The organism is Acinetobacter kookii, assembly GCF_900096895.1.
Taxonomy (GTDB): Bacteria; Pseudomonadota; Gammaproteobacteria; order Pseudomonadales; family Moraxellaceae; genus Acinetobacter; species Acinetobacter kookii.
Genome location: NZ_FMYO01000012.1, coordinates 53,135 through 78,347, shown reverse-complemented (window position 1 = coordinate 78,347; position 25,213 = coordinate 53,135). Strand labels below are relative to the sequence as shown.

Here is a 25,213-nt window from a genome sequence, read left to right as displayed (position 1 = left end):
AGCGTTAGATTGGCTTACACCATTAGAGAAATTTGCTCAGCTTGTTGATTATCATAAGACTTTTCAAACTGTCGCACCTCATGTTTGAATTCGCCATTTATTTACTTTCATTCATTTAAGGCGCAAGATTCTTAAAAATATGTTTAAGATTATCCAGCATTTTCTCAATTTGTAGGGGAGTTAAACCATCAAAGGACTGTTCTAATACAATCAGGCTGAGATCATTAATTTTCTGAATTGTTTGTTGTCCTTTCTCTGTTAATAATACTCGGGTAATTCGGGCATCCTTCTCACAGCAATAAGTACTCACCAATCCTTCGTCTCTTAAGCGATAGATCACTTTAGTGGTGGTCGACATTTTAGAAATCAACATTTCCGACAGATCAGATACGCTAGCTTTATTTTTAGATTTTAATGCCAGCAAGACACGACGGCGTGAATTATCTAAACCATATTTCTTTAATGCATGATCAACGTTTTGTATATATTGAGCATGCACTTGAGTAATCCAGTGATATAGAGAATTTTCTAAATTAAAATCTGCAGAGCCAGATAAAAACTTATTGTACTTTTTTGCCACGACCTCACCTCTTTTAACCCATTAGGATCATTAAAACTCTTTTAAAATACATTCTATTTTATTCCCTTTAATCTTTGTTACATTTTACCCACTCAATATCTGCGATTCATTATCCCCCCCTTTACTCTCTTTTTAAAATTAACTCTCTAATTCTTTTTTGCTTCTGCGAGCCTCTTTTTAATAAAAAGAATTAGAGAGTCCAATTCTAGGTACAGTTCCCTTTTATATTTATTTATTGTTATTAGGCAAAATGATTAAATCACTTTAATGGTTAAATGATCTATCACAAAAAATACCATTTTATTTTTGCAGATGTGTAAAAATGTGACAGAGTTAACATTAATTTATTTTGGAAAAATCGTCTATTTTCTGCAATTTTTAACTTATTAAAATAAGTAAAAAATTGAGTTTATGAATTTTTTTATATTTTTGATAAAAATAAAATACTGTTTAATTTAGTATTTTTACATATTAAAATTTTATACTTTTAGAGTATAGAGTTTAAAAAATAAAGGAAAAATAATCTTTCTTTATTTTCTCACAATATGCATTTTATATAGTTTGTTGAATATTCACTAATTTATTAGATATCTTTATTAGAATAAGTTTAAAGCAGAATTTTCTCGGAAATAGCGAATTTTCTGAGGGGCAAAATTAAAAAAGGGCTATCCGTCAACGGAGCCTGAGGAAAGAAGAATTTTCTTTTAATCTTTTCCCGTCTTAGCGCTGAATAAATTAAAAATGATAAAAAGGAAGCATAGGATCATTGCTGGTCAATAATTTGAATTTTATTTCAGCACCAAATCAATACAAGGATATTTTACGCTTAAATATCTGATATTTATTTATATTTAATTTCTCACAGCCTTGTCTTTTCTTTAAAAGTTGAAGTGAGTTTGTGTAGGCTTAACCCTACTTTTGACAGACCAAAAGTAGGCAAAAGTCTTTATTCTCCATACACGACATCCTGTCGTGATGGGGAATGTGTGGCATCCTTGCCACACTCACAAATCAAACACCTGGAATTTAACTATGGGACAGCAGTGGCACAGGGCTTCCTTTTTAAGCATCGTCCCATCAGATGCCGTATTTCACCCGATACGCTTCCATTTTTGCTAACGCATCTTTCTCGCCTTTAGCATCCAGAAAATCCATTAAATCTTTCATCGTAATCAAGGCATGAACAGGAATTTCCAGTTCTTTTTGAACTTCCTGAATGGCAGACAATTCGCCCTGTCCTTTTTCCTGACGATCCAGCGCCACCAATACACCGGCAATTTGCGCGCCGGCATTTTTAAGAATGGTCACTACTTCACGAATAGCAGTACCTGCAGTAATCACGTCATCAATAATCCAGACTTTTTTACCTTCTACTGAAGCCCCTACCAGTACCCCGCCTTCACCGTGGTCTTTGGCTTCTTTACGGTTAAAGCCCCACGGTACACTTACGCCATGATTTTGTGACAACGCTACAGCCGTTGCAGCAACAAATGGAATACCTTTATAGGCAGGGCCAAAAATCACATCCACATTCTCACATGCCGTTAATTTGTCTGCATAGCCTGAAGCCAATAGCGTTAACGCTTCACCATCATTGAGCAAACCGGCATTAAAAAAATAAGGACTCACACGACCCGATTTTAAAGTAAACTCACCAAATTTAAGCACACCACGTGATAATGCAAGTTCGATAAAAGCTTGAGGGTTAAAAGTCGCTTGCGACGTCATGAGGTGCTCCAAAATTCATAAATAGAGGTAAGACTTGCGCATGATACCAAAGAGTAGCTATCCAAGTGATCAAAAAATTCTAAGAGTGGTTTCAATTAACGTAAATGGCTTGCGTTCATCCGTGACCAAAGGCTTGCTGGAATGGATGGAACAGTCGGAAGCCGATGTCATTTGTATGCAAGAAAGCCGGATCACCCATGCGCAGTGGACTGAAAAATTTAGACCTGAAGGCTGGTACACGCACCTTTTCCCGGCAGAACGTGCAGGCTATGCCGGTACCGCCATTTATAGTCGCCTGCCTTTTGTCTCCGTAAAAGATGGTTTAGGCTTTGAACTGGCAGATGCTCAAGGGCGCTTTATTTCTGCAGAATTTGATCTCGGTTTGGACAAGCCTGTATACATCTGTTCGCTGTATTTGCCTTCGGGTTCATCCGGTGAAGAAGCCCAATCCCGTAAAGACCATTTTTTGGATCAATACCAAGACATTCTCAAACAATGGCGGGATGAAGATAAATCGATCATTGTCTGCGGCGATTACAACATTGTGCATAAACGCATTGACATTAAAAACTGGTCGGGCAACCAGAAATCTTCAGGCTGCCTGCCGCATGAACGCGCCTGGCTCGACCATATTTATGAGGATCTGGGTTATGTCGATACCTTCCGTGAAGTGCGTAAAGAAGCTGAACTTTATTCCTGGTGGTCCAATCGCGGACAGGCACGTGCCAAAAATGTCGGGTGGCGCATTGATTACCAGGCCTGCTCACCGGACTGGAAAGCCCGTACCGTCAATGCCTGGGTCTATAAAGAGACCTGGTTTAGCGACCATGCACCCGTGATAATTGATTATAAAATATAACTGATCATGTGGTATTGAGTGGACACATGTTCACTCAATACCAGCGTATAGATTACAAAAGATGTCGAATTTGTTGCTTTTTATATACATCTTTTAAGTGCATTATTGTCGCACGGCACAGGGATAAGTCAGGAAGACTGAAAAGGGATAGGACGCCGTAGGATGAAACAGAATAAACCACTTCGGTAGCTTATTTTGCAAGGATGTGACAATGGACGTTGAAATGAGACCCGCATGATCAGGATGATTAAATGCGGGTTTTCTCTTTTCATCATCTTTATTTTTCTTTTCTATTTCCCTATTTTTTCTATTTTCCATATTTAGAATAATCATATGGTTCTTATGTATGGCTTTATCATTACAGATCTGAATGTCAGTTTGATGACAGCTGAATTTTTTAATTTTAATCCTGTTAATTCACGCTAGAGCTTCTGGATAATTTTCGCTACGCTATCGCATAAGAGAAAATGGAACGATTCACTTATGCTAAAGATTTATGGCATCAAAAACTGCAATTCAATGAAAAAAGCCTTTGATCTACTCAACGAACTCGGTCTTGCCTATGAGTTTCACGATTACAAGAAGCAAGGCATTGCGGCTGAAACGGTAAAAACATGGCTGGATGCCAAAGGTCAGGAGCTTATCCTCAATAAAAAAGGCACCACCTGGCGCAAACTGAGCGAAACGGAACAACAAACCGCTTTAAGCAGTGAAGAAAATCTGATTGAAGCGCTCACCAGCCATAACAGCTTAATCAAACGTCCAGTGCTTGAAACTGCTTCAGGATATATCGTGGGCTTTGATGAAGACGCATATCGGGCATTAAAGTAAGCCTACTTCCCCATATTAAAAAAAGCCTGAGAAAGTCAGGCTTTTTTTGTTTAATCCATTTGGCTCAGCACACTTAGTTTGCGCGAATCCAGGTCTGGTTACGACCTAAAACGGATACGCCAATAAAACCGCGTAATTCCAGGGTCTTACCGCCATTTGCCAGTTCACCTTTTAGTTTATAGGTTTTGCCTGAAGAAGGGTCAAGAATGGTACCCTCTTCATAACTTGTACCACCGACATTTTTAAGACCGTGAACAATCTTTAAACCTTTTAAAGATTTATTGTGATAAGGACCTTCACATTTTTTACATGCCTGTTCTTCGCCCGGCGTCAAAACTTTTTGAATACTCGCAGACAATGTGCCATTTTTTTGTTCAGTAAATTTTACGATTGCTTTGGGTTGTTTTGTTTTATCGTCAATCGTTTTCCAAACTGTTCCATTTAAAGGATCAGCAGCATTCGCCAAAGCTGTTAATCCAAGCAATCCTAATGCAAGAGCAATTTTTTTCATTTTTTTTCGTTTCCTAGTCTAGTGTAGACGGCCTTAGTATTAAAAAGTCACAACATATTTGCAATTTTTCCGTGTGACCGTTTAGTGTAATCTTGTAACTTGAATTGGTAAATATCCAGTTATCCCCCAAAAGACATAACAAGATGGAAAAAACATGAAGATAAGTCCGTTATGGAAACAATTAATTACAGAAAGTTTTTTAAAAACCACCATCCGTCTGCCAAGCCAGTTTAACTTAGCGCCAAGTTCAGCACGTTTTGCCATTGAACAAATGTGCCGTCTATTTCCGCAGAATAAAAATGTCAGTATTCGCCCCATCCGTCTTGCCGGTTTACGTGCTGAAGAAATCAAACCTTACAATGACGTTACCCAGCTTATTTTACATATTCACGGCGGTGCATTCTTTTTAGGGTCTTTAAATACCCATCGGGCATTTGTATCTGACATGGTGGCACGCACCCAGATGCAAGCGCTGCATGTAGATTATCCTCTGGCCCCTGAACAGCCTTTTCCTGAAGCCCTGGATGCACTGTTTGATATTTACAATACTTTGTTGGTTCAGGGCATACAGGCCAAGGATATCATTTTGTCCGGGGATTCCTGCGGTGCCAACCTGGCTTTGGCCTTGGCCCTTAAAATTCGTGATGAAGAGCTGCCTCAGGTCAGCGGCCTGATGCTGTTGTCACCCTTTTTAGATTTAACCCTCACCAGTGAATCCTTACGCTATAACCAGAAACATGATGCCTTATTGTCCATTGAAACCTTAGAAACCGGGATTGATTATTACGTCCCGAAATCGATGGATAAATCACACCCCTCTATTTCCCCCTTATTTGCAGATTTAGCCGGATTACCCCCGACGCTGGTGCAGGTAGGATCCAAAGAAATTCTGCTGGACGATGCACAGCGCTTTAAAGAAAAAGCCGAGCAGGCCAATGTACAAGTCACCTTTAAACTCTACACCGGCATGTGGCACAATTTTCAGATGTTCTATGCCTGGTTTGATGAAGCCAAGCAGGCCCTGGCCGACCTGGCCGAGTTTGCCCATGCACTGGATCAAAGCTAAATTTAATCAGCAAATTCAACATTTCCCATAAAAAAGGTCAGCCGAAGCTGACCAAAGAGGAATCATGAATGGAATCATTGCGAATTACAGGCTTTTTACCTGAGCCAAAGCACTGGCAATTGCCTGATCTTTTAACTCTGCGCCCATATTGACGCCTTCAGCACGAATAATTTCAACATCATTCACACCGGTAAAGTTAAATACAGTTTTCAAAAAGCCTTCCTGGAAATCTGCCGGGCTATTTTCACCATACACGCCGCCACGACTGCTGGCGATATAGGCTTTTTTCTCGCCGGCCAAACCGACAGGGCCATTTTCAGTATATTTGAAGGTTTTACCCGCCACACTGATACGGTCAATCCAGGCTTTAAGCGTAGAAGGCAAACCAAAGTTATACATTGCCGCACCCACCACAACCACGTCAGCATCCAGATATTGCTGAATAATTTTTTCGCCTAAGGCTGCCTGTTCAGCATCTTTCCCCATCAAAATTTCAGCGGTTAAATGTGGAATGGGCTGTTTCGCCAAATCTAGATATTCTACGCTTGCATCTGCATGTTTGGCTTGCAATTGAGTGACAATGGCCTGACTCAATTGGCGTGAAACGGAATTCTCACCTAAGATACTGGAATCGATATGTAAAACTTTCATGCCTGTTACCTTCATCTCTATTTATTCAATGGAGACATTTTAATCGGTCCATAAAAATAGAATAATAGGTTTAAATACAACACAACGTTCTATATTTAGTACAATAATAATTCAGATCAAAATACTTTTTAGACCGAAAAGTACAAAAAATAGGTATGACTATTGCTGAAAAAACGTGCTATGTTGTGATTTATTAAAAATAAATCCACTCAATTCACATTAATTTATGATTTAAAAACTCAAGGATTATATCTATCGAATGAAGCCAATCTTTTCACCGAAACACATCATCTCGTTCAAAGAAAAAATTGCGAAATACCTGTTAGAAGATGGGGGCGTAATGAACTGGAGTGTCCTGAACAAATGCATTTTGATGCTGATTTTAGGAAGTTCGGTGCATCTGATCTGGATTATCTGGAAAGTATTGGTACTTTTATCGCCTGAAGTCTGGCCTTGGGTAAATTTACCCTTGCTCAGACTGCAGCTGAAAATGAATATTCTGATGTTGACCATCTTTATTGGGCTGATTTACGCATGTTCGATCTGGCGTAAAAAAGCCTGGGTAAAACAATACCTCCCCTATATATCTGTAGGTGCTTTAGTTATTTCACTCTGTCGTGATGGTTATGTGGTCGGCGTGCTCAGTCCTGCCACCATGATCACTTATATGTGTCTGCTCACTGTAGGCTTAGTGCTGTTTAAGCGTAAAATCGTTTATTGCGCGCTCATCCCCGCCACATTATTTTTATTGGTTTGCGGGTATTTAAGTCTGCAAGGTCAAATCAGTTACGGTCCGTTGTTTCATCTAGATACTCTGCCCTACCAAAATATGTTTTGGGTGCTTTCGATGATGTATTTCATCGTGCCGATTTTAATTACCTGCCTAATTTTATTTGAAATTTTACTGAGCCAATGGCGCCACCGAGAAAAGTTGATTCAACATTTAAGTCAGGTTGACCCGTTAACCAATGCACTTAACCGGCGCAGCATCAATTACGTTCTGGAAAAACTGGAACGCAAGCCAAGTACATCTTATGCCCTGGTGTTAATTGATCTGGATCATTTCAAGCGCATTAATGACCAATACGGGCATGATAAAGGCGATGAAACCCTGATTCAGGTCAGTCAAGTCCTGTCACAGATTATTCGGGATAGTGATGTGGTCGGCCGCTTCGGCGGAGAAGAATTTATTCTGATTTTGAATCATTCTTCTCTGGAACAGGCACAAATTATTGCCGAGCGTTGTCGTCAGGCCATTCAACAGCTTCATTTATGCAGTGATTCAGGACAGATCATTCCGGTCACCGCCAGTTTTGGCATCGCACTATCCAGCCACTCCCTGAATTCGCAACAATTGCTCAGCCAGGCAGACAAGGCGCTGTATGCAGCCAAAGCCAACGGACGCAATCAGGTCAAGTGTTATCAGGCAGAGTTGTTTACTGAACCCAAGCCCTGCTAAAGCGGCTGCTGTTGATACGATTCTAAATAATTCACCCAGGCTTGTTCTTGCAACGCGCCTTCCATCCACAGTTGCATGGCCGGATGTTGCAGCATGGTGTGCATATATTGCCGTGTAGACTCGTTCACCGGTAAGGCATAGGTCATAAGTCGCGTCACGACCGGGGCATAAAATGCATCGGCAATTGAAAATTCACCACATAAAAAATCGTTCACCTCTGGACGTTCTGACCAGATCTGCTCGATACGTGCTACATCTTGCCTAAGCTCGGCATTGTCCTGCCATAAACGCTTCCCCACATCGGCTAAATGGGCACGGATATTCATGCCACAGGCATTGCGCAAACTGGAAAATCCGCTGTGCATTTCCGCTGCAATACAACGCGCACGTGCCCGCTGCCTGACATCTTGCGGCCATAAATGCTGATCGGGATGCCGTTCTGCCAGATATTCACAAATCGCCAGCGAATCCCACAGCATCAGGTCATGATCAATCAATACCGGCACTTTACCATTGGGGTTAATGGCCAATACCTCCTGCTTGAATGTGCCCGTGTTCCGTTCGAACGGAAACGGTATCATGACTTCCTGAAAAGGCAACTGAAAAGCCTGCAACACCAGCCACGGGCGCATTGACCAGCTGGAATAATTTTTATTGGCAATATAGAGCTGATACATCAGATTATGGTCCCATATGCTGTTGAAACAGCTCGAGCTGTTTCAGTAATTCAGTCTCGCTAAAAGCACCGGTCAGACGTAAACCCCGAATTTCCTGCTGCTTTGCATCTAGGAATAAATAGGTGGGTGGTCCTAAAATATCCAATTGATTCAATAAGGCTTGATGCGTGGCATCATAGTTACTCAAATCCAGTTTAATCAGAAAATATGGCGCAAGGGCTTGTTGGACTTGAGCCGATTTTAACACCCGATGTTCAATCGGCTGACAGGCCACACACCAGTCTGCATAGACATCAATAATAATCGGCTGACTGGAGGGCACACTGCTGAGCAACTGCTGAAATTCATCCGCTGTTTTTGCCACATGCCAGGTGGCCTGGGTGGTGCTCTGTCCGATAAAAAACCGCTGGCTGTGTTGATATTGAGTATAAGCCAGATAAGGCATCACCACGAGCAAGACAATTATATATAAGGCCCGAAGCGGACTTTGTTGCCTGATGCGAAAAAAGATATACGCAATAAAAGCAATGCCTAAACCTAAGCCCGCCCATTGCAGCCAGGCCTCGGAAATAAGCGGACGAATAAAATACAGGGCTAGGGCCAACATGATAAAGGCAAACAGCACCTTAATCTGGTGCATCCACAGCCCGACTTTAGGCAGCACCCTGGACCCCAGGACACTGGCCAGTAGCAAGGGCGTTCCCATGCCAAAACCCAAGGTGAACAGCAAGAGTGCCCCCTGCCACTGACTTTGGCTCTGGGAGATAAATAACAGTGCACCAGCCAGCGGCGCGGTCATGCAGGGTCCAACCAGCAGTGCCGAGATCATCCCCATGACACTTGCTCCAATCAGGCTGCCGCCTTTTTGTAGCGATTGGGCCTGATCCAGGCGGTTAAGCCAGCCTTGCGGTAATTTAATTTCGAATAAACCGAATAAATTCAGGGCAAATAAAACAAATAACCCACTGAAAGCAATCAGGGTGGAAGGCTGCTGTAACCAGCGCTGAAAGTTCAAACCGGCAGATGAAGCGATTAAGCCCAAAACTGCATAGACCATGGCCATGCTGCAAACAAACACCAGGGCAATCATCCAAGCTTTCAGCCCTTTACTGTCCCGGACAATCAGCGAGGTTAAAATGGGCAGCATCGGTAATGAACATGGTGTAAAAGCCAGCAAGATGCCTAAACCGAAAAACAGCAATAAGCCATACACCAAAGAGCTTTCAGCCAGTGTTTCCGACCACATCTGATCCTTTGCAGTATCTTGTGTGACAGGCCTTACTGTCGGTTGGAGGCTATTCTGTCCAGCACTCAACGTATTTTGAGCAGTTACAGAACTGTTTGACGATGCAGAAAGATCCAGCAGACGCTTGCTTGCTCTGGCCTGATTTTGCAGCAGCACCAAACCGTCAATATCGGTCTGGAACTCAATGGTCTGCGGTGGATAGCAAATCCGGTCCTGGGCACAGCCCTGCCACGTTACCTGATAAGTTTTCGAGGCTTCGGTGGGAACCTTAAATTGGACCTGGTGAAAATAGACCTGGGTATGACCATAATTTTCATCATGCAAATCGGTCGCTGGCGGCAAATTTAAAGCCAGCTTTTGCGTCCCTTGCCGGACTTCAAATTTATGCTGATATAAATAATAGCGATCCGGAATTGTCCAGCTCAGCTGAGCTTCATGTGTGCTGCTGGATTCAACACTCAAAGAAAAAGCATCCTCGGCTGCAAGCAATTGCTCCTGTGCCTGCAGGGTCATGGAGCACAATAAAATCACACTACCGATCAATCCGCATATAGCGAACCGAAACCACCAGCCAAGCTCTTGAAGATGCTTTTTCATATCAGTTTATTTTTGAATTAAAACAGGAAAGAAACGCCCAAACCTGATTGATAATTTTTATCTCGACCATTTAAGTCCACCCCAATACTGGCATCCATTTGCATACGCTCATTCAGCGCATACACCAGCCCTGAACCCAGTGCATATTCATAATGTTGACTTTCGGCTTTGCGATAGACCAGTTCAGAAAAGCCGGACAATTTATCCGTAATCTTATATTCAATGTTCGGTATTGCAGTCACCGCCCAATTGCTGTTTTGCGCTTCATAACGCATGGTCATAGAGGTACGAATTAAATCACTATACTCATAAGCGACAGCCGAAGTCAGACTGTAAATATCATCCTGATTGCTAAAACCCTCATTGCCGGTTGCAAGAATCGCTTCGGCTAAAATGGCCATAGACAGCTTTTCATCATCCAGATTAATTGCTTTTTTCACCCCAATGCTGACATCGCCCAGACCGTCTTCTTCAAAAGACTGACCTGCGGTTCTGGTTTTTGACCAGGATGGACCTTGCCAGCCCAACTGCAACTCAAGGTCTTGCGCTAAACCGGTACGCAACAACATGTCGGCATTTAAAGTGGTATTTTTCACTTTGATTCCGTTTTCATCGCTACTTTCTGAATAGCTGAGGCTGGGTAAGCCTTGTTCCCATGCCAGCTGACCGACTGGAGTAATCCCTGTGCCTATTCCCGCACCTGGACGGTCAAAAGAAAAATCGGCAGCCATGGCATTGATACTGAAACCCGCCGCAAAAATGAAACCTACTGTTTTTACTACTGACATGAGTTGTCTCACTAATTATGTTAATTCTTTAGTCATTTTGGCCCCATGACTACGGAGCAATTCTAAAGTTTGCTTTTCTTCGGCCAAGGCTTCTGACCAGTTGATTTCATCAAAATCACAGTCAAAGAATAAATCACTAATCGAAGATAATATGGTCTGGCCATCTTCATCTTTGGTGTTGGGGTCTACTTTTTCATCCAGCAGACGTTTTACGGCAGGTACACAGGCAGAGCTGGCAGCATCCCATAATGGACCATACAGCTCTTCGGCATCCCATAAATGTAAATTGACTTTGGCTTGAATAAGTGCCTCTAAAATTTCAAGATGAACTGCCAGATTCTGCTGTTTTTCTTGTTCAGATAAAGGTGAACCGGCTTCATAGGCTTCGCAAATATGCTCCCACCATTTGAACAAACCATCGGACCAGACAGAAATGGCCGGCCCTTTTTCCAGATCAATAAAATTCGGATCGAGACCTTCTGCCAAAAGACGTTGCACCTGGGCAAGATCCAGTTCTTCTATTGCCTGTACAAAGACTTGTTGCTGCACTGTTAACATGGAGAAAATACTCTTCAATCATTTTTTGACTATTATGCCGAATAAACTGTCATTTGTTTTAGCTAAATCTATACCGATTATATTTTTTAATGCCTTTTGACTTGTGCAGAAATAGCAGATTAAAAAGCCCATAAAAAAAGCTCCGAAGAGCTTTTTTATTACCTAAGCAAAATTGCGCTTAATGATTTGCATCATCCACATCACTGGCTTCAGCAGTTTCAGCAAGTACCGGCACAGCAGCGCGCGGGTCATCTATTTTCTCAAATAAATGTTCCAAACTGCGTTTTAAGCGGTCAATCGCGCCATGAATGGCAGTATCGATATTATGGCCATGATGATTCACTACCACCGGTTTCAAACCTGCCGGACGTGCTTCGATCATGCAGTGAATATCATCTGCACCACCTTTGGCGCCATTTTCATCGCTGAAATGAACCGAGAAATGGGTAATACGTTCGCTATAGCGTTGGAATTCAGCATTCAGTTCTGCACGAACATAAGTAATTAAACGATCACTATTTTGGATGTTTTTATCGGTACGGATTTCAATGTTCATATAATTTCATCCTCTTTATTCATCAAATCTTTTTTGTGCAAAACTTCTTATCTTGGCACGTTTCACCTTGCTGTTAACAACAGCGCTGAGCATCTTCAAATCAGTCTGGAACGAATTCCTCCACATTGAACGATGAACACTTTTGAGTCTGCAGATTCGTGTCCTTATGCTTTGAATATAAGGGTCTAGGTGAAGCTTATGCAAGTAGTATTTTGATATTTTTTTAAATACCCTATAAAGAATAGGTGATTTGACTTTTCCGATAAAATAGTTTGATAAATATCACATTATTTATTTGAAGATAAAATTCTCTCCTGCAACCATTTTACTTTTTTTATCAACATGTATTTTTGGGTATCAAAGCTGTGTCGTCATTTTGATGATAAGTGATCTGAGCAAAATAGACGATTTTTTTAACCATTGATCAATTTTGGCTTTATTTTTACTTAAGAATCTGTATCCTTTGTGTGCTTCTCGGGGGAGATATTTTTTAATGAAACTTACACAAATTTTTGCTACATGCGCATTGGCTTCAACTGCTGCATTCACTCAAGCTTCACCTGTAGTATGGCAAGACTTCAGCTTGACTGGTCTTTATGGTGAAAACTATGAAGTAGGTACTGAAGACCGTACAACTGTTACTGCAGAATATGCAGCTAAACTTAAATATTCTGATGTATTCTTCTTCGTTGACCATCAATTGGATGGCAATGATGAACAAAATACATATTTCGAGTTAGCGCCACGTTTAAGCTTAGGCGAAGTATCTGGAAAAGACCTTTCTTTTGGTCCAATTAAAGATGTCCTTATTGCGACAACTTGGGAACACAATGCAGGATACGATCAAAACCAAGAGTTTAATAACTTCCTGTACGGTATTGGTTTCGCTTTAGATATTCCATACACCCAGTATGCAAATGTGAACTTCTATAAAGTAGATAACGATTCGAAATCAGCTTTCACTAAAGATGATTATCAAATGACGATCACTTATGCCGTTCCGTTTAAACTAGGTTCTGAAGATTTCCTGGTAGATGCCTTCCTGGATTGGTCAACAGCTGAGAAAGGCGCTCAAGCAAGCGAGCTGAACTGGACCAGCCAATACAAATGGAATGTCGGCAAGCACATCTCCCCTAAAACCAAACTATACGTGGGTGTTGAACACTCGGTTTGGAACAACAAATTTGGTATTCAAGGCGTCGATCAAAATGACGTCAGCGCTTTGGTCAAATACCACTTCTAAGCACCTCGTTGTGAAGGTTGAAAAAGCAAGGCTTCGGTCTTGCTTTTTTTATTGCTGAAAATCAGGTTTATTTCTAAAATCCTGAGTCTATTGATTCATTCGGCCTATGCTCATGGACTTTCTGATTCGTCCTGCTCAAACACAAGACCTGAAACACATTCTTAAAATTTATAATGCTGAAATTTTAAATGGCACTGCGACCTGGAATAGCACACCCAAGTCTATTGAGGATTTTCAGAGCTGGTTTAAAGACCTTGCTGAGCAGCAATTTCCACTATTTGTTGCTGAACATTCAGAGACTAAACACATCGCAGGCTATGCCGATTATTCATCTTTCCGTCAAATTACCGGGTTTAAACACACGGTTGAACATTCAGTCTTTATTCATCCGGACTTTAGCGGGCAAGGTCTGGGCAAGGCCTTAATGCTACAACTGATTGATCATGCACGGCAAAATCATATTCATGTGATGGTCGCTGCGATTGATCATGAAAATCAGGCATCAATTGTGTTACATGAAAAATTAGGCTTTAAGCAGACGGGTTATATGCCAGAAGTTGGACAAAAATTTGGAAAATGGCGTAATCTGGTGTTAATGCAACTCAATTTAAACACATAAAAAAAACCCGCACTTGCGGGCTTCTTCATAGACAGATGTGTATGCATTCCAATAAAAACTAAACCGCTAAATCCGCCAGATTACCTTTCTGTTCTAACCAGTGTTTACGGTCTGACGAGCGTTTTTTCGCCAGGAGTTTATCCAGTAGACCTGCGGTAAAATGCGCATCGTCCAGATCAAGCTGCACCAGACGACGGGTATTTGGGTCCATGGTGGTTTCGCGTAACTGGCTGGCATTCATTTCACCCAGACCTTTGAATCGGGTGATTTGCGGATTTTTGCTTTTGCATTTTTTCAAAATGCTTTCCAGCTCTTCTTCATCCAGTGCATAGTGCACATCTTTAGCATCATCGATACGGAATAAGGGCGGCATGGCCACAAACAGATGCCCTTCTTCGACCATGGCCGGGAAGTGTTTTACAAACAGGGCACAGAGCAGGGTCGCAATATGCAAACCATCCGAATCGGCATCGGCCAGAATACAGATTTTACCGTAACGAAGTTCTGACAGGTCATCACTGCCCGGATCAACCCCAATGGCAATGGCAATGTCATGTACTTCCTGAGAACCCAGGACTTCATCTGAAGACACTTCCCAGGTATTCAAAATTTTCCCGCGAATGGGCATGATCGCCTGGAAATTCTTGTCACGTGCCTGCTTGGCAGAACCGCCTGCAGAATCCCCTTCCACAATAAACAGTTCCGATTCTTCCAGAGTATGTCCGACACAGTCGGCCAGTTTACCCGGCAATGCAGGCCCGGAAACAATCTTCTTGCGTTCAACTTTTTTCGCCGCTTTTAAACGGCGACCCGCCTTGGCAATTGCCAATTCAGCCAGCTGCATGGCAATGTCTGAGTTTTGATTCAGCCACAGTGCAAAGGCATCTTTGGCGATATTCAGCACAATACTGGATGCTTCACGGCTCGATAGACGTTCTTTGGTTTGACCAGAAAATTGTGGTTCCTGAAATTTTAACGACAGAATGTAGTTCACTCCATCCCAGACATCTTCGGCAGACAGTTTCAAATTGCGCGGCAACAGATTGCGCAGTTCACAGAACTCGCGCATGGCATCGGTAACCCCTGAACGCAAACCGTTGACATGGGTACCGCCTTGCGCGGTTGGAATCAGGTTGACATAGCTTTCCTGAATCTGTTCGCCGCCTTCGGCATTCCAGCAAATCGCAAATTCGGCACTGGCACGTTCGGCCTCACCACTGGCCACAAAAGCGGGACTTGGAATGATTTCCCGGTCTTCCAGCTCATCCATTAAATAGTCAACCAGACCATTTTCAAACTGCCAGCTGATCTTTTCATCATTGATCTGGTCAACATAATTGATTTCCAAACCTGCCGCTAAAACGGCCTTGGCTTTTAAATTATGTTTTAACGCTTTTAAAGCAAACTTGGGCGAATCAAAATATTTGGCTTCCGGCCAGAAATGCACCGTAGTCCCTGTCGCGCGTTTCGGGGCTTTACCTTGCAGCACCTCAAGCGGAGCAACCGGCTCGCCGTGTTCAAAGGCCATTTGATACAGGTTGCCCTGACGCTGTACTTCAACTTCCACGCGAGTCGACAGCGCGTTCACCACTGAAATGCCCACGCCATGCAAACCGCCGGAAAACTGGTAGTTATCGGTACTGAATTTACCGCCGGCATGCAGCTTGGTCAGAATGATTTCAATCCCGCTCTGGCCATATTCCGGATGGATATCCACCGGCATCCCCCGGCCATTATCTTCTACCGACAGGGAACCGTCTTTATACACCGTGACGGTAATTTTGTTGGCATGCCCTGCAAGTGCCTCATCCACAGCATTATCAATGACTTCCTGCGCCAAATGGTTTGGACGAGTGGTATCGGTATACATACCCGGACGACGACGTACCGGATCTAAACCAGATAAAACTTCAAGTGATTGAGCCGTATATTGAGACACGTTGTACTGCTTCCTTAATTTATACAATCCGATAAAAACTGTAATGCCATCGGTATTTTGTCTGCGAAATTTTCCATCGCATGGTTGCCATTTGCTTCGGTAATCAGCATGGACTGATGCGAAGCATTGCTATAATAGCGCTGTGCTTCACGATAATCCAAAACTTCGTCACCTTGTTGTAATAACACTAAAATTTTGTCCGCATCTTGCACAAATGGCACGGCCATCTGCTCAAGCTGATCAAGATGGGTATGATCCAGGGTCCATTTTTCACTGACCACATAGGGGATCTGCTCGACACCAAACAGGTCTCGAAACAGTTGCCATGGTCGCATAGCGGGATTAATTAAAACAGCCGGCACGCCATACTTTGCGACCAGCTGTGTCGCATAAAAGCCACCCAGACTGCTCCCCACCAGCACCACCCGGTCCAGACTTTCAATCATGGCAGCCACATGCGCGATTGTCTGCGCTGGAGGCATGTTGAGATCTGGCAGATGCACCTGAAGATTGCCCTGCTGCTGACAGTAGTCTTTAATTTGCTGGCCTTTTATGGATAAAGCACTGCTTTGAAATCCATGTAAATAAATGATGTTCATGGTTTTTATTGCATCATTGTCAAATTTAAACTAGATTTATTTTATGCCTAAGTCTTAGCTGCCTATCTGTTTTAATGTAGATATAACAAGGATTGTCAGACAAAAAAATTAATACTGAAGCTCAATCATCGTTATTGTAAAAACTGTTCCAGATGAACGATATAAAATGAAAAGCTAAGAGTTTATACCGTGATCCCAAAAAAAAATAAAGGGTATGGGAAACATGGTCACAAAAAGGACAGGTCAAATGCCGAGTTTAACCCCATTACATGAAACCTATTGTAGATGGGACCGTACACCGCCCAGTCAAGCTGATGTATTGGAAGGTCTCGCACAATTGGTGACAACCCGTCTAAACGACGTCATGCAGGAGCTGATCCAGGCGATTCAACGCGAAATTTTGATTAGCATGTTTGGCATGAGTGAACAACGCTCGAAAAAATTGCAAAAAATTCCTTATATCGACAAACTCTACCAGCTGTCCTTCGACACCCTGCTCAACTACGGCAACTATTTATTGGCACCAGGCCTACGTCAAATTATTGAAAAATACCCAAAATTACATGACAAGCCGCTCACGCCTACCCTGCATTTTCTGGTCGGGGTGCTCAACGGAGTGCTGGGTGATTACTTATTGAAATACCAGAACCCGATGGCCCTGCCGATGGTGCTGTATGACCATTATGGCGGGCTGCAAAAAGGCGATTTATCCGGTCGCGTGGTCATTTTCGTACATGGCTTGTGCATGAACCATCTGGACTGGAGCAACACGCAATACGGCGGTATTGGCGAAAAATTGCTGGCGCAACGTGGCAATAACACCATGCTGTACCTGAATTACAATAGCGGACGGCGTATCTCGGCCAATGGCCGTAGTCTTTCCCATACGCTGGAAGACTTGATTCGTCGCAATCCGCGCATTACCAGTATTGATTTAATTGGCCACAGCATGGGCGGTCTGGTCTCGCGCAGCGCCCTGTTTTACGGCAAACAGAACATGTATCAATGGATACATCTGACCGAAAACCTGGTCTGCCTGGGTTCTCCGCATCATGGTGCAGTCTTGGAACGTTTCGGGTTTATCCTGCAAGACAAACTGGGGCATTTTCCTTTTGTGAAAATCATCCGGCATATTGTCAATATCCGCAGCAATGGCATTCTGGATTTGCGCTATGGCAGTGTGCGTGATGATGACTGGGAGCATAATCACGCCCGGATTGGCGGCATGGATGACAACCGTAAACCGGCTCCCCTGCCAAAACATATCAATACCTATCTGGTTGCAGGCACCATTGAATATGAAAATAAAAAGAACCGAACCTTAAAGGTGTTGGGGGACTATCTGGTCAGTGTGGAAAGTGCTTTAGGTGAACATCCCAATCCGCGTTTTCAACTGAAAGTGCCGGAATCACACAAAGCGATCTTTTATGGCTTAAGTCATTTTGAAATTCACTATCATTCCAGTGTGGCGGAACAGATTGCAAAATGGTTCTACCCGCCGCAAAATGAACAGGTCAAAGAAGAAGTGCATGAATACCTCATGCAGCTGGAAGATTTATCAGGTATTGCACTGACTTAAGTCAACAATAAAAAAGCCAACGTTCGGTTGGCTTTTTTATACACAGCTTTATTTTTTCTTGGCTGTTTTATTGTTCACCCCTGGATAGTGACGCAACAGTTGCCACAGGCTGATCAAGGCCAGTACGGCAAAGAAAGCCAAGGACCATACCGGAAGAGATTGTCCCAAAAAGGTCCAGTCGACCTTGGCACATTCACCCGAACCTTTCAGCACCTGTTCAAATACCGACTTTAACGGCAAGGTGTCGAGCCAATAATCCAAACCTGGACCACAGCTCGGCACCTGATCGGGTGGCAAATTTTGCAGCCAGACATGACGTGCTGCTATCCCTGCAGACCAGAGGATACTAAGCGTGCCCAACAAAGCATAAAAACGCTTAAACGCATTTGAAATGGGATTATGCAGGAAAGCGATCAGGGAAATGATCCCCAGACCAATTAGCCCTATACGCTGAAAAACGCAGAGTGGACAAGGCTCAAGCCCTTGCCCATGCTCCAAATACAACGCAAATGCCATCCCCGCGACACTGGCTAAAAATAAAAAACCACTCACGAAGCGATAACTCCATTGCATGGCAAATCCTCTTAATTTTTATCGATAATCGGCAAGATATTGCTCAAAACTGATGCTCGTATCTTGTTCCAGTTGCTGTTGCTGTTGCAATGACTGCTCCGCCAGCCCCTCAAAATAAGCCAGAGTATCCGGGCTTAATGAGTGCTGTTCATAAGTCGTTGCATGTTGCAGTGCCATCACACTCCCAAAACCCCACGTCCCGCCATGTTCCAGAGTATCGGCAATCACTTGTGCTGACAGGGTTTCATCCACCTCATCAATGCGGTTGAGCATGACCGCCAAGGCTGCTGAATACATCCGGGTGTTATAGGCGGCATCCAGTAAATCAGCCCAAGGCTGCATTTTGATGACCTGCGTACGTGCCCAGTCCTCAATCGGATGTTTTCCAGCCGCATCCACAATAGTGGCATTCGGTGCACGGCCACGATTGACCACTTCGGCCTGATTGCGCTCAATCTGTTCCTGTTCCGGATCGAGCAAATCGGGGCTGTCCTGTACCAGGCAATGCAACGCCAAGACTTCCAGAAATGCTGCCGTATTTTCATCAATTCCGATTGGACTGTACGGATTGACGTCGACTGCGCGCAGTTCAACATAACCCACCCCGCGATTTTTCAGCGCCTGGGATGGGGTTTCTCCCGCTTGAGGCACCTGCTTCGGACGAACCAGGCTGTAGTATTCATTTTCAATTTGCAGCACATGATCATTGATTTGAATCGGTTCACCCTGTTCATCATTTAGCCCTAAACGGCTAAAAGGCGCGTAAGGCGTTTTCACGGCTTTCTGCAAACCGTCCAGATAACCCGACAGATTGTTGTAGTGAATGCCCAATTGCTTCTGTGCAGAATTCTGATAGCCAAAATTGCCCATACGCAGTGCTGTTGCATAAGGCAAGAACAGGGTGCCTTTTAATAAAGGCAACAGATGATGGTCGCGCCCTGTCATGAAGCACTGACAAACCGAAGGGCTGGCTCCGACCAGGAACATCACCAGGGGCGTTAAACGAATAAAGTTACGGATCAAGCCAAAATAACGGTGACTGCGATAATCCTGCAAACTGAGGCTTTTTAGCGCTTCATCGCTTTCATGCTGTTGCAGTGCTTCAAACACTTGATCCGGAAAAGACAAATTATAATGCACGCCGGAAATGGTCTGCATACGGCGACCATAACGCACGCCCAGACCACGACGATACAAGGTTTTGAAGCGTCCAATATTGGAGCTGCCATATTGGGCTAAACGAATGTTTTCTTCGTTATCGTCCAGCATGCAGGGCATCGACAAGGGCCAGAGTTTTTCTCCATTTTCCAAATGACGGTGCGCAACGGCATGAATATCGGCCAAATAATCGAGTGCTTTTTCAATGCTGTCTTGTGGAGGAGTAATAAACTCCATCAGGGCTTCGGAATAGTCCGTGGTGATATGCGGATGTGTTAAAGCAGAGCCAAGTGCCTGAGGATGTGATGCTTGGGATAGAAAGCCATTGCTTTGCATACGGAGGCTTTCACGTTCAATACCGCGCAACATGCCCTTAAACAGCGAAGAATCCACCCAAGTTGGTACCACAACTTGAGAGGTCGATTCGGGTTGACTCATTAACAATCTCGCTTATCGGAAGATAACTACTAAATAAAACTACTAAAATAAAATCATCAGTTTATATAAGTATAACGTGATTTTTGGCTGCTACATTACACCCTGTATAGTTTTCAAGCAAAACGTCAATTTTATTTCTGGCAAATTTTTATCACAAAGATACTCTATAAGACATCTGAATTTTGTGTTTGTATTGAATAATAAGTGCTAAGGAATTGTAAATATTATGAATTATCCAGATATTTTGGACTTCTGGTTTAGTCTGGAAACTCAGCCCTTGTGGTTTGCTAAAAGTGATGATTTTGATGCACTGATCAAGCAAAAATTTCAGGACATTCACCAAAAAGCGGCACGTTCTGAACTGTGGTCATGGCGTCAAACCGCTGAAGGCCGCCTGGCTGAAATTATTGTTCTGGATCAATTCTCGCGTAACCTGTTTCGGGACCAGGCTCAGGCCTTCGCCCAGGATGCCTTGGCCCTGGCACTGGCGCAAGAAGCCATTAGCCTGGATTTGGATAAACAATTAAGTCCGGAACAACGGTCGTTTTTATACATGCCCTTTATGCACAGTGAATCGAAACTGATTCACGAATTCGCGTTAAAATTATTTCAGCGCTTAAATAATCCCATGAATCTGGGTTACGAAAAAATGCATAAGGTGATTATTGACCGTTTCGGACGCTATCCGCACCGCAATCACATCTTGGCACGTAGCTCAACTGTAGAAGAGCTCGAATTTTTAACCCAACCGAATAGTCGTTTCTAAGCATTTATTGTGTCTCCTCCCGCGCACAGTAAATCGTATGGAGGTTTAACATGAAGAACAGCATTCTAGGCTTGAGCATGGTGGTGGCATTGGCCCTGTCAGGCTGTGCAACCACGCCTTCAAAACCGCTGACTTTTGACCAGCTCGGGCAATTTAGCAATACCCCTCTGAATGCACAAAGCTATCGCATCAGTTTTCAGGCCCGTCCCAATATGAGTTTTGGCACTGCCGAAGAAATTACCTTGGTAAAAGCCGCCCAGACCACAGTACAAAACGGCTTCCGCTATTTTAAGGTGCTGAATGATCCGAGTAACCGCAACCAGCCTCCCCGTCAGGCCGTGGTTTATTCCAGCCCGATGTACTATCCCTATGGCTATTATCGCCGTTATCCCGGCTTCTGGCCTGACCCGTTTTATGACATGCCGCGTGTAGTGACTATTGACCCGGTACAGGTTTCCTATACCATTGAATGTTATAAAGATCAGAAAAAAGCACCCGACGATGCCTTTGATGCCTATTTGATTTTAAAATATTTAGGACAAAAATATGGCCTGGGTCCTAATGGCCAGGTGCTGCCCCCACCTGTACCGAAAACGGCAAAATAACAATAGTTTAGCAACCGACAGGAATCTTGCATGAGCACAGCGGAAGCAATCACCACACCGAGTTTGCAACGCAGTAAACGCTTTGCCACCATTGCCTTAATCAGTGCCATCGTTACGTGGCTGGTGCTGATGCTGGTGGCCAAGCTGATTCCTGAATATGCCTGGTTCATTCATATTTTGATGCTTTCTGCCGAAGCAGGTGTGGTCGGCGGACTGGCCGACTGGTATGCCATTACCGTATTGTTCCGCAATCCGTTTGGGAAAATGCCGATTCCCAAGTTCTTGCTCGATCATACTGAAATCATTCCGCGCAATAAGGCCCGGATTGCCGAATCCATGGGGCGTTTTGTCCAGGAAAACTTTTTATCTCCACAAGTGGTGGAAAGAAGCCTAAAAAGTACCGATCTGAGTCTGGCGATTGGACAATGGCTGGCAAAGCCGGAAAATAACACCCAGGTCATGCAAGTGATTCAGCAAACCGTACCCAAGATTTTCGAATTTGTGGGTCAGGAACAGATTGGAAACTTTATTCAAAACAACAGTGTGCAATGGGTGCGTAATACCCAGGTCAATACCCTGGCCAGTGAAATGCTGCGCGCGGTGCTGGAAAATGATTTCCATCAGGATGTATTGCAACGCGGACTGGATTTGGCGCATGAATGGATGATCTCACATCCTGAACAAGCCCATGAAATGACTCGCCGGCTGTTCAAAGAATTAGGCGTGTGGAAACTGGCCAAAGGTGCCAGCTGGATTGGGATTGATGTACAGCAACGCACCATCGATTCACTGATTGAACGGGTGGAATCCATGCTGGCCGACCCGCAGCATCCGTGGCGGCAAAAAATTGAACAGATGGGCCTGCAGCTTATGCTGGAACTGGCCGATAGTGAAAGTGAGGCCAGTGAGCGCTTAAACCGCACCAAAAATGCCCTGCTGGATAGCCCGCAGGTACTGAATTTTATCAGTGGCGCCGTAGTGATCCTCTGTGATGCCATTAAAGCCGATTTACTCAAGGCAGATTCAGGCATTGCGCAAAACCTGCGTATTGCCATTCAACAGGTCGGGGAAAATATCATTTCCAATCCGGCTGTACGTCAATTGCTGAATGAGCGGATGAGTGGCCTTGCGGTTAATTTAAGTGATCAATACAGCGAAAAAGTGATCCGTTTTATCAGCGAACGCATTCATGAGTGGGATTCGCGCGAAATGATCGACAAAATTGAAAATGAAGTCGGTGGCGACTTGCACATGATCCGGGTCAATGGTGTGGTGGTCGGCGGTTTTATCGGTTTAGTGCTGGGGATTATTCGTGCCCTGATTGACTGGGCGCTTTAGCAGGGAGCAAGGCACCCACACACAGACTCATTCTGAGCTGCATCTGACAGAAAACTAGCCGTGCTTTGCTTTGGTTCAGGCTGAGGACAGCGTAGGCAGAACGACCGCTTTTGCAGTCCTTTTACATAGTACCGGCAATAAAATCAGCATAATAGGAAAAGCAAAGTCCCGGGAATGATCCGTTTAGACAAGCCTAAATCATGCTTTTTTACATCTTTGGCAGCATTTATCCGGCTTCAATTCTGCACTCGTTGTCGGACAAGATTCATTCAATACAAATGGGTTCACCTAAAGACTGTGAAATTTGCTATATTTGCTGTTTTTCTGCGACATTTATTTTTCGACTGATTATGAATACGGCAATCCAAGCAGCTCTCGATCATGCAGTGCAATCTCTTCAAGCTGAAGGTGTACTTCCATCCGACTGGAATAACAGCGGTCATTTAACGCGAACCAAAGACCGAAGCCACGGTGACTTCGCTTCGAATATTGCCATGATTGGTTCTAAAGCTGCAGGTATGAAGCCTCGCGATCTTGCAGAAAAAATTCTTGCAAGCCTTCCTGAAGTAGCAGACATCAGCAAAGCAGAAATTGCGGGTCCCGGCTTTATTAACTTCTTTTTAAATGCCGACCAGCGCTTTGCTGTTTTAGACCAGATTCAGGCGCAACAAGATCAGTTTGGCCGTACCCGGGCCAATGCCGAAAAGCGTATTCAAGTCGAATTTGTTTCAGCAAACCCGACTTCCAGCCTGCACGTCGGTCATGGCCGTGGTGCAGCATACGGCATGACCGTTGCCAACCTGCTGGAAGCAACCGGTGCCAAAGTTGACCGTGAATATTATGTCAATGATGCTGGCCGTCAGATGGACATTCTGGCGACCTCTACCTACCTGCGTTATTTAGAGCTTAGGGGTCAAAGCTTAGTCTTCCCTAAAAATGCTTACCAGGGCGACTACGTTAAAGAAATCGCGCAAAGCATTATCGACCAGGATGGCGATGCTTATGTCCGTCCCGTTGCTGATGTCTACAAAGATGTGCCTGAAGATGTGCAATATGCTGAAGAACTGGATGCAGATGGCAGCAAGGTTGTGCTTTCAGGCGATAAAGAAAAACACATTGATGGCCTGATTCATAACTCTCAAGCCCTGATTGGCGAAGGTTATCGCGTATTCCATCAAGCAGCGCTCAAAGCCATTCTGGATGACATTAAAGATGACTTGGGCGAATTTGGTGTAACCTTCAACCAATGGTTCAGTGAAGCATCTTTAACCGAAAAAATTGAAGAAGCGCTACAAACCCTGGATCAACGTGGATTCTTATACGAACAAGATGGAAATATCTGGTTCAAATCGACTGAATTTGGCGATGAAAAAGACCGCGTAGTCAAACGCCGTAATGGTCAAACCACTTACTTCGCCTCTGACATTGCTTATCACCTGAACAAATTGCAACGTGGCTATACCGATATCGTGGATATCTGGGGTTCAGACCACCACGGTTATATCGCACGTGTTAAAGCAGCGATTGATGCCATGGGCTATGACTCGAAAAAATTGACCGTGCTTCTGGTTCAGTTCGTGAGCCTATGGCGTGGTGGCGAGATGGTGCAGATGTCATCCCGTTCAGGTCAGTTCGTGACCTTACGTGACCTGCGTAAAGAAGTCGGCAACGATGCAGCGCGTTTCTACTACGTGATGCGTAAGTCTGAACAGCACATTGACTTTGACTTGGACCTGGCTGTGTCGCAAAGCAAAGACAATGCCGTGTACTACATTCAATATGCACATGCCCGTATCTGCCGTATGCTAGAAAAAGCAGCGACAACAGGCGTGAACTTTGATGCTGCGAATGCACGTCAATTTGCGGCGAAACTTGCGCTGGATGCAGAAACAGAAATTCTGGCCAAACTTGCAGCCTACCCGGAAATCGTGGTTCGTGCAGCCAACAGTTATGAACCGCATCAAGTCGGTAACTATCTGAAAGAATTGGCAGCATTATTCCACGGTTGGTATAATGAGCATAAAGTACTCAATGATGATGCTGAACTTACACAAGCCCGTTTATTGCTTTCAGTAAACGTACAACAGGTTTTACGTAATGGTTTAGAATTATTAGGTGTATCTGCTCCTGAGGCGATGTAAGCAAAACCAGCTTTTGCATCACTGCAAGACTGAAAGTCATGTTGATGATGCAAGCTTAGCTCATGGTTTATAGACAACAGGCTAAACAAGGGATTATTATTTTAAAAA

At 43.9% G+C, this 25,213-nt stretch carries 24 protein-coding genes; 11 read left to right on the top strand and 13 right to left on the bottom strand.

Annotated elements, in window-relative coordinates; genetic code table 11:
* Positions 1-115: 115 nt before the first annotated feature.
* Entirely contained in the window at positions 116-580 is a 465-nt protein-coding gene (locus BLP85_RS13455) for a MarR family winged helix-turn-helix transcriptional regulator (RefSeq protein ID WP_092820708.1), read from the bottom strand.
* A gap of 1,077 nt (positions 581-1,657) precedes the next feature.
* Positions 1,658-2,308, bottom strand: a complete 651-nt coding sequence (gene pyrE, locus BLP85_RS13450; protein WP_092820706.1) for an orotate phosphoribosyltransferase — start codon at positions 2,306-2,308, stop codon at positions 1,658-1,660.
* A gap of 40 nt (positions 2,309-2,348) precedes the next feature.
* On the opposite strand from pyrE, the gene BLP85_RS13445 reads away from it, so the two are divergent.
* Both BLP85_RS13445 and BLP85_RS13435 read left to right on the top strand, forming a co-directional pair.
* Positions 2,349-3,167: an exodeoxyribonuclease III gene (locus BLP85_RS13445; protein ID WP_092820704.1), complete on the top strand. Its 819-nt coding sequence runs from the start codon at positions 2,349-2,351 to the stop codon at positions 3,165-3,167.
* A 483-nt stretch (positions 3,168-3,650) separates the two neighbouring features.
* A complete protein-coding gene (locus BLP85_RS13435; RefSeq protein ID WP_092820700.1) occupies positions 3,651-3,998 on the top strand; it encodes a Spx/MgsR family RNA polymerase-binding regulatory protein in 348 nt (115 codons plus the stop codon).
* A 73-nt stretch (positions 3,999-4,071) separates the two neighbouring features.
* Here BLP85_RS13435 and BLP85_RS13430 read toward each other — a convergent pair whose 3' ends face one another.
* Positions 4,072-4,509 carry a DUF2147 domain-containing protein gene (locus BLP85_RS13430; protein ID WP_092820698.1) on the bottom strand — a complete coding sequence of 146 codons (438 nt, stop codon included), beginning with the start codon at positions 4,507-4,509 and terminating at the stop codon, positions 4,072-4,074.
* A gap of 154 nt (positions 4,510-4,663) precedes the next feature.
* On the opposite strand from BLP85_RS13430, the gene BLP85_RS13425 reads away from it, so the two are divergent.
* Complete coding sequence (locus tag BLP85_RS13425; RefSeq protein ID WP_092820696.1) at positions 4,664-5,575, top strand: alpha/beta hydrolase; 912 nt, start codon at positions 4,664-4,666, stop codon at positions 5,573-5,575.
* Between the two features lie 84 nt (positions 5,576-5,659).
* On the opposite strand, the gene BLP85_RS13420 is transcribed toward BLP85_RS13425, so the two are convergent.
* On the bottom strand, positions 5,660-6,226 hold the full coding sequence (locus BLP85_RS13420; RefSeq protein WP_092820694.1) for an FMN-dependent NADH-azoreductase: 567 nt from the start codon (positions 6,224-6,226) through the stop codon (positions 5,660-5,662).
* 259 nt (positions 6,227-6,485) lie between these two features.
* On the opposite strand from BLP85_RS13420, the gene BLP85_RS13415 reads away from it, so the two are divergent.
* Entirely contained in the window at positions 6,486-7,685 is a 1,200-nt protein-coding gene (locus BLP85_RS13415; RefSeq protein ID WP_092820677.1) for a GGDEF domain-containing protein, read from the top strand.
* Here the strand turns inward: BLP85_RS13415 and BLP85_RS13410 are convergent.
* The 5 genes from BLP85_RS13410 to BLP85_RS13390 form a co-directional block, all read right to left on the bottom strand.
* Entirely contained in the window at positions 7,682-8,362 is a 681-nt protein-coding gene (locus BLP85_RS13410; protein WP_092820675.1) for a glutathione S-transferase family protein, read from the bottom strand. The two genes, BLP85_RS13415 and BLP85_RS13410, sit on opposite strands and share 4 nt — an antisense overlap.
* Before the next feature lie 4 nt (positions 8,363-8,366).
* A complete protein-coding gene (gene dsbD / locus BLP85_RS13405; RefSeq protein ID WP_092820673.1) occupies positions 8,367-10,205 on the bottom strand; it encodes a protein-disulfide reductase DsbD in 1,839 nt (612 codons plus the stop codon).
* Positions 10,206-10,222: 17 nt separating this feature from the next.
* Positions 10,223-10,993 (bottom strand): transporter, encoded by a 771-nt coding sequence (locus tag BLP85_RS13400; RefSeq protein ID WP_092820671.1) that lies wholly within the window; start codon positions 10,991-10,993, stop codon positions 10,223-10,225.
* A gap of 15 nt (positions 10,994-11,008) precedes the next feature.
* A complete protein-coding gene (locus tag BLP85_RS13395; protein WP_092820669.1) occupies positions 11,009-11,551 on the bottom strand; it encodes an ankyrin repeat domain-containing protein in 543 nt (180 codons plus the stop codon).
* A 178-nt stretch (positions 11,552-11,729) separates the two neighbouring features.
* Positions 11,730-12,107, bottom strand: a complete 378-nt coding sequence (locus BLP85_RS13390; protein WP_092820667.1) for an HPF/RaiA family ribosome-associated protein — start codon at positions 12,105-12,107, stop codon at positions 11,730-11,732.
* Positions 12,108-12,600: 493 nt separating this feature from the next.
* Here BLP85_RS13390 and BLP85_RS13385 point away from each other — a divergent pair, with 493 nt between their 5' ends.
* Complete coding sequence (locus tag BLP85_RS13385) at positions 12,601-13,350, top strand: outer membrane protein OmpK (protein WP_092820665.1); 750 nt, start codon at positions 12,601-12,603, stop codon at positions 13,348-13,350.
* Positions 13,351-13,462: 112 nt separating this feature from the next.
* Positions 13,463-13,969, top strand: coding sequence for a GNAT family N-acetyltransferase (locus BLP85_RS13380; protein WP_092820722.1), 507 nt, complete (start codon positions 13,463-13,465; stop codon positions 13,967-13,969).
* Positions 13,970-14,027: 58 nt separating this feature from the next.
* Here BLP85_RS13380 and parE read toward each other — a convergent pair whose 3' ends face one another.
* Entirely contained in the window at positions 14,028-15,908 is a 1,881-nt protein-coding gene (gene parE, locus BLP85_RS13375) for a DNA topoisomerase IV subunit B (protein WP_092820663.1), read from the bottom strand.
* 14 nt (positions 15,909-15,922) lie between these two features.
* Positions 15,923-16,507 (bottom strand): YqiA/YcfP family alpha/beta fold hydrolase, encoded by a 585-nt coding sequence (locus tag BLP85_RS13370; RefSeq protein ID WP_092820661.1) that lies wholly within the window; start codon positions 16,505-16,507, stop codon positions 15,923-15,925.
* 247 nt (positions 16,508-16,754) lie between these two features.
* On the opposite strand from BLP85_RS13370, the gene BLP85_RS13365 reads away from it, so the two are divergent.
* Entirely contained in the window at positions 16,755-18,086 is a 1,332-nt protein-coding gene (locus BLP85_RS13365; RefSeq protein ID WP_092820659.1) for a PGAP1-like alpha/beta domain-containing protein, read from the top strand.
* A 48-nt stretch (positions 18,087-18,134) separates the two neighbouring features.
* On the opposite strand, the gene BLP85_RS13360 is transcribed toward BLP85_RS13365, so the two are convergent.
* The gene (locus BLP85_RS13360; RefSeq protein WP_092820657.1) at positions 18,135-18,659 is read right to left on the bottom strand and encodes a disulfide bond formation protein B; all 525 of its coding nucleotides are present in this window, start codon (positions 18,657-18,659) and stop codon (positions 18,135-18,137) included.
* Between the two features lie 18 nt (positions 18,660-18,677).
* The gene (gene gshA / locus BLP85_RS13355; RefSeq protein WP_092820655.1) at positions 18,678-20,255 is read right to left on the bottom strand and encodes a glutamate--cysteine ligase; all 1,578 of its coding nucleotides are present in this window, start codon (positions 20,253-20,255) and stop codon (positions 18,678-18,680) included.
* A gap of 226 nt (positions 20,256-20,481) precedes the next feature.
* Between gshA and BLP85_RS13350 the strand changes: the two genes are divergently transcribed.
* The 4 genes from BLP85_RS13350 to argS all read left to right on the top strand — a co-directional run bounded on the left by BLP85_RS13350 (position 20,482) and on the right by argS (position 25,105).
* Positions 20,482-21,021: a DUF924 family protein gene (locus BLP85_RS13350; protein ID WP_092820653.1), complete on the top strand. Its 540-nt coding sequence runs from the start codon at positions 20,482-20,484 to the stop codon at positions 21,019-21,021.
* Positions 21,022-21,071: 50 nt separating this feature from the next.
* Complete coding sequence (locus BLP85_RS13345) at positions 21,072-21,626, top strand: CC0125/CC1285 family lipoprotein (protein WP_092820651.1); 555 nt, start codon at positions 21,072-21,074, stop codon at positions 21,624-21,626.
* A 30-nt stretch (positions 21,627-21,656) separates the two neighbouring features.
* Entirely contained in the window at positions 21,657-22,964 is a 1,308-nt protein-coding gene (locus BLP85_RS13340; protein ID WP_092820649.1) for a DUF445 domain-containing protein, read from the top strand.
* Between the two features lie 350 nt (positions 22,965-23,314).
* Positions 23,315-25,105, top strand: coding sequence for an arginine--tRNA ligase (gene argS / locus BLP85_RS13335; protein WP_092820720.1), 1,791 nt, complete (start codon positions 23,315-23,317; stop codon positions 25,103-25,105).
* The last annotated feature ends 108 nt before the right edge of the window (positions 25,106-25,213 follow it).

Bases quoted from the DNA above. Each gene is read 5' to 3' on its own strand.
- pyrE (WP_092820706.1), bottom strand. From the start codon at position 2,308: ATGACGTCGCAAGCGACTTTTAACCCTCAAGCTTTTATCGAACTTGCA.
- BLP85_RS13445 (WP_092820704.1), top strand. From the start codon at position 2,349: ATGATACCAAAGAGTAGCTATCCAAGTGATCAAAAAATTCTAAGAGTG.
- BLP85_RS13435 (WP_092820700.1), top strand. From the start codon at position 3,651: ATGCTAAAGATTTATGGCATCAAAAACTGCAATTCAATGAAAAAAGCC.
- BLP85_RS13430 (WP_092820698.1), bottom strand. From the start codon at position 4,509: ATGAAAAAAATTGCTCTTGCATTAGGATTGCTTGGATTAACAGCTTTG.
- BLP85_RS13425 (WP_092820696.1), top strand. From the start codon at position 4,664: ATGAAGATAAGTCCGTTATGGAAACAATTAATTACAGAAAGTTTTTTA.
- BLP85_RS13420 (WP_092820694.1), bottom strand. From the start codon at position 6,226: ATGAAAGTTTTACATATCGATTCCAGTATCTTAGGTGAGAATTCCGTT.
- BLP85_RS13415 (WP_092820677.1), top strand. From the start codon at position 6,486: ATGAAGCCAATCTTTTCACCGAAACACATCATCTCGTTCAAAGAAAAA.
- BLP85_RS13410 (WP_092820675.1), bottom strand. From the start codon at position 8,362: ATGTATCAGCTCTATATTGCCAATAAAAATTATTCCAGCTGGTCAATG.
- dsbD (WP_092820673.1), bottom strand. From the start codon at position 10,205: ATGAAAAAGCATCTTCAAGAGCTTGGCTGGTGGTTTCGGTTCGCTATA.
- BLP85_RS13400 (WP_092820671.1), bottom strand. From the start codon at position 10,993: ATGTCAGTAGTAAAAACAGTAGGTTTCATTTTTGCGGCGGGTTTCAGT.
- BLP85_RS13395 (WP_092820669.1), bottom strand. From the start codon at position 11,551: ATGTTAACAGTGCAGCAACAAGTCTTTGTACAGGCAATAGAAGAACTG.
- BLP85_RS13390 (WP_092820667.1), bottom strand. From the start codon at position 12,107: ATGAACATTGAAATCCGTACCGATAAAAACATCCAAAATAGTGATCGT.
- BLP85_RS13385 (WP_092820665.1), top strand. From the start codon at position 12,601: ATGAAACTTACACAAATTTTTGCTACATGCGCATTGGCTTCAACTGCT.
- BLP85_RS13380 (WP_092820722.1), top strand. From the start codon at position 13,463: ATGGACTTTCTGATTCGTCCTGCTCAAACACAAGACCTGAAACACATT.
- BLP85_RS13370 (WP_092820661.1), bottom strand. From the start codon at position 16,507: ATGAACATCATTTATTTACATGGATTTCAAAGCAGTGCTTTATCCATA.
- BLP85_RS13365 (WP_092820659.1), top strand. From the start codon at position 16,755: ATGCCGAGTTTAACCCCATTACATGAAACCTATTGTAGATGGGACCGT.
- BLP85_RS13360 (WP_092820657.1), bottom strand. From the start codon at position 18,659: ATGCAATGGAGTTATCGCTTCGTGAGTGGTTTTTTATTTTTAGCCAGT.
- gshA (WP_092820655.1), bottom strand. From the start codon at position 20,255: ATGAGTCAACCCGAATCGACCTCTCAAGTTGTGGTACCAACTTGGGTG.
- BLP85_RS13350 (WP_092820653.1), top strand. From the start codon at position 20,482: ATGAATTATCCAGATATTTTGGACTTCTGGTTTAGTCTGGAAACTCAG.
- BLP85_RS13345 (WP_092820651.1), top strand. From the start codon at position 21,072: ATGAAGAACAGCATTCTAGGCTTGAGCATGGTGGTGGCATTGGCCCTG.
- BLP85_RS13340 (WP_092820649.1), top strand. From the start codon at position 21,657: ATGAGCACAGCGGAAGCAATCACCACACCGAGTTTGCAACGCAGTAAA.
- argS (WP_092820720.1), top strand. From the start codon at position 23,315: ATGAATACGGCAATCCAAGCAGCTCTCGATCATGCAGTGCAATCTCTT.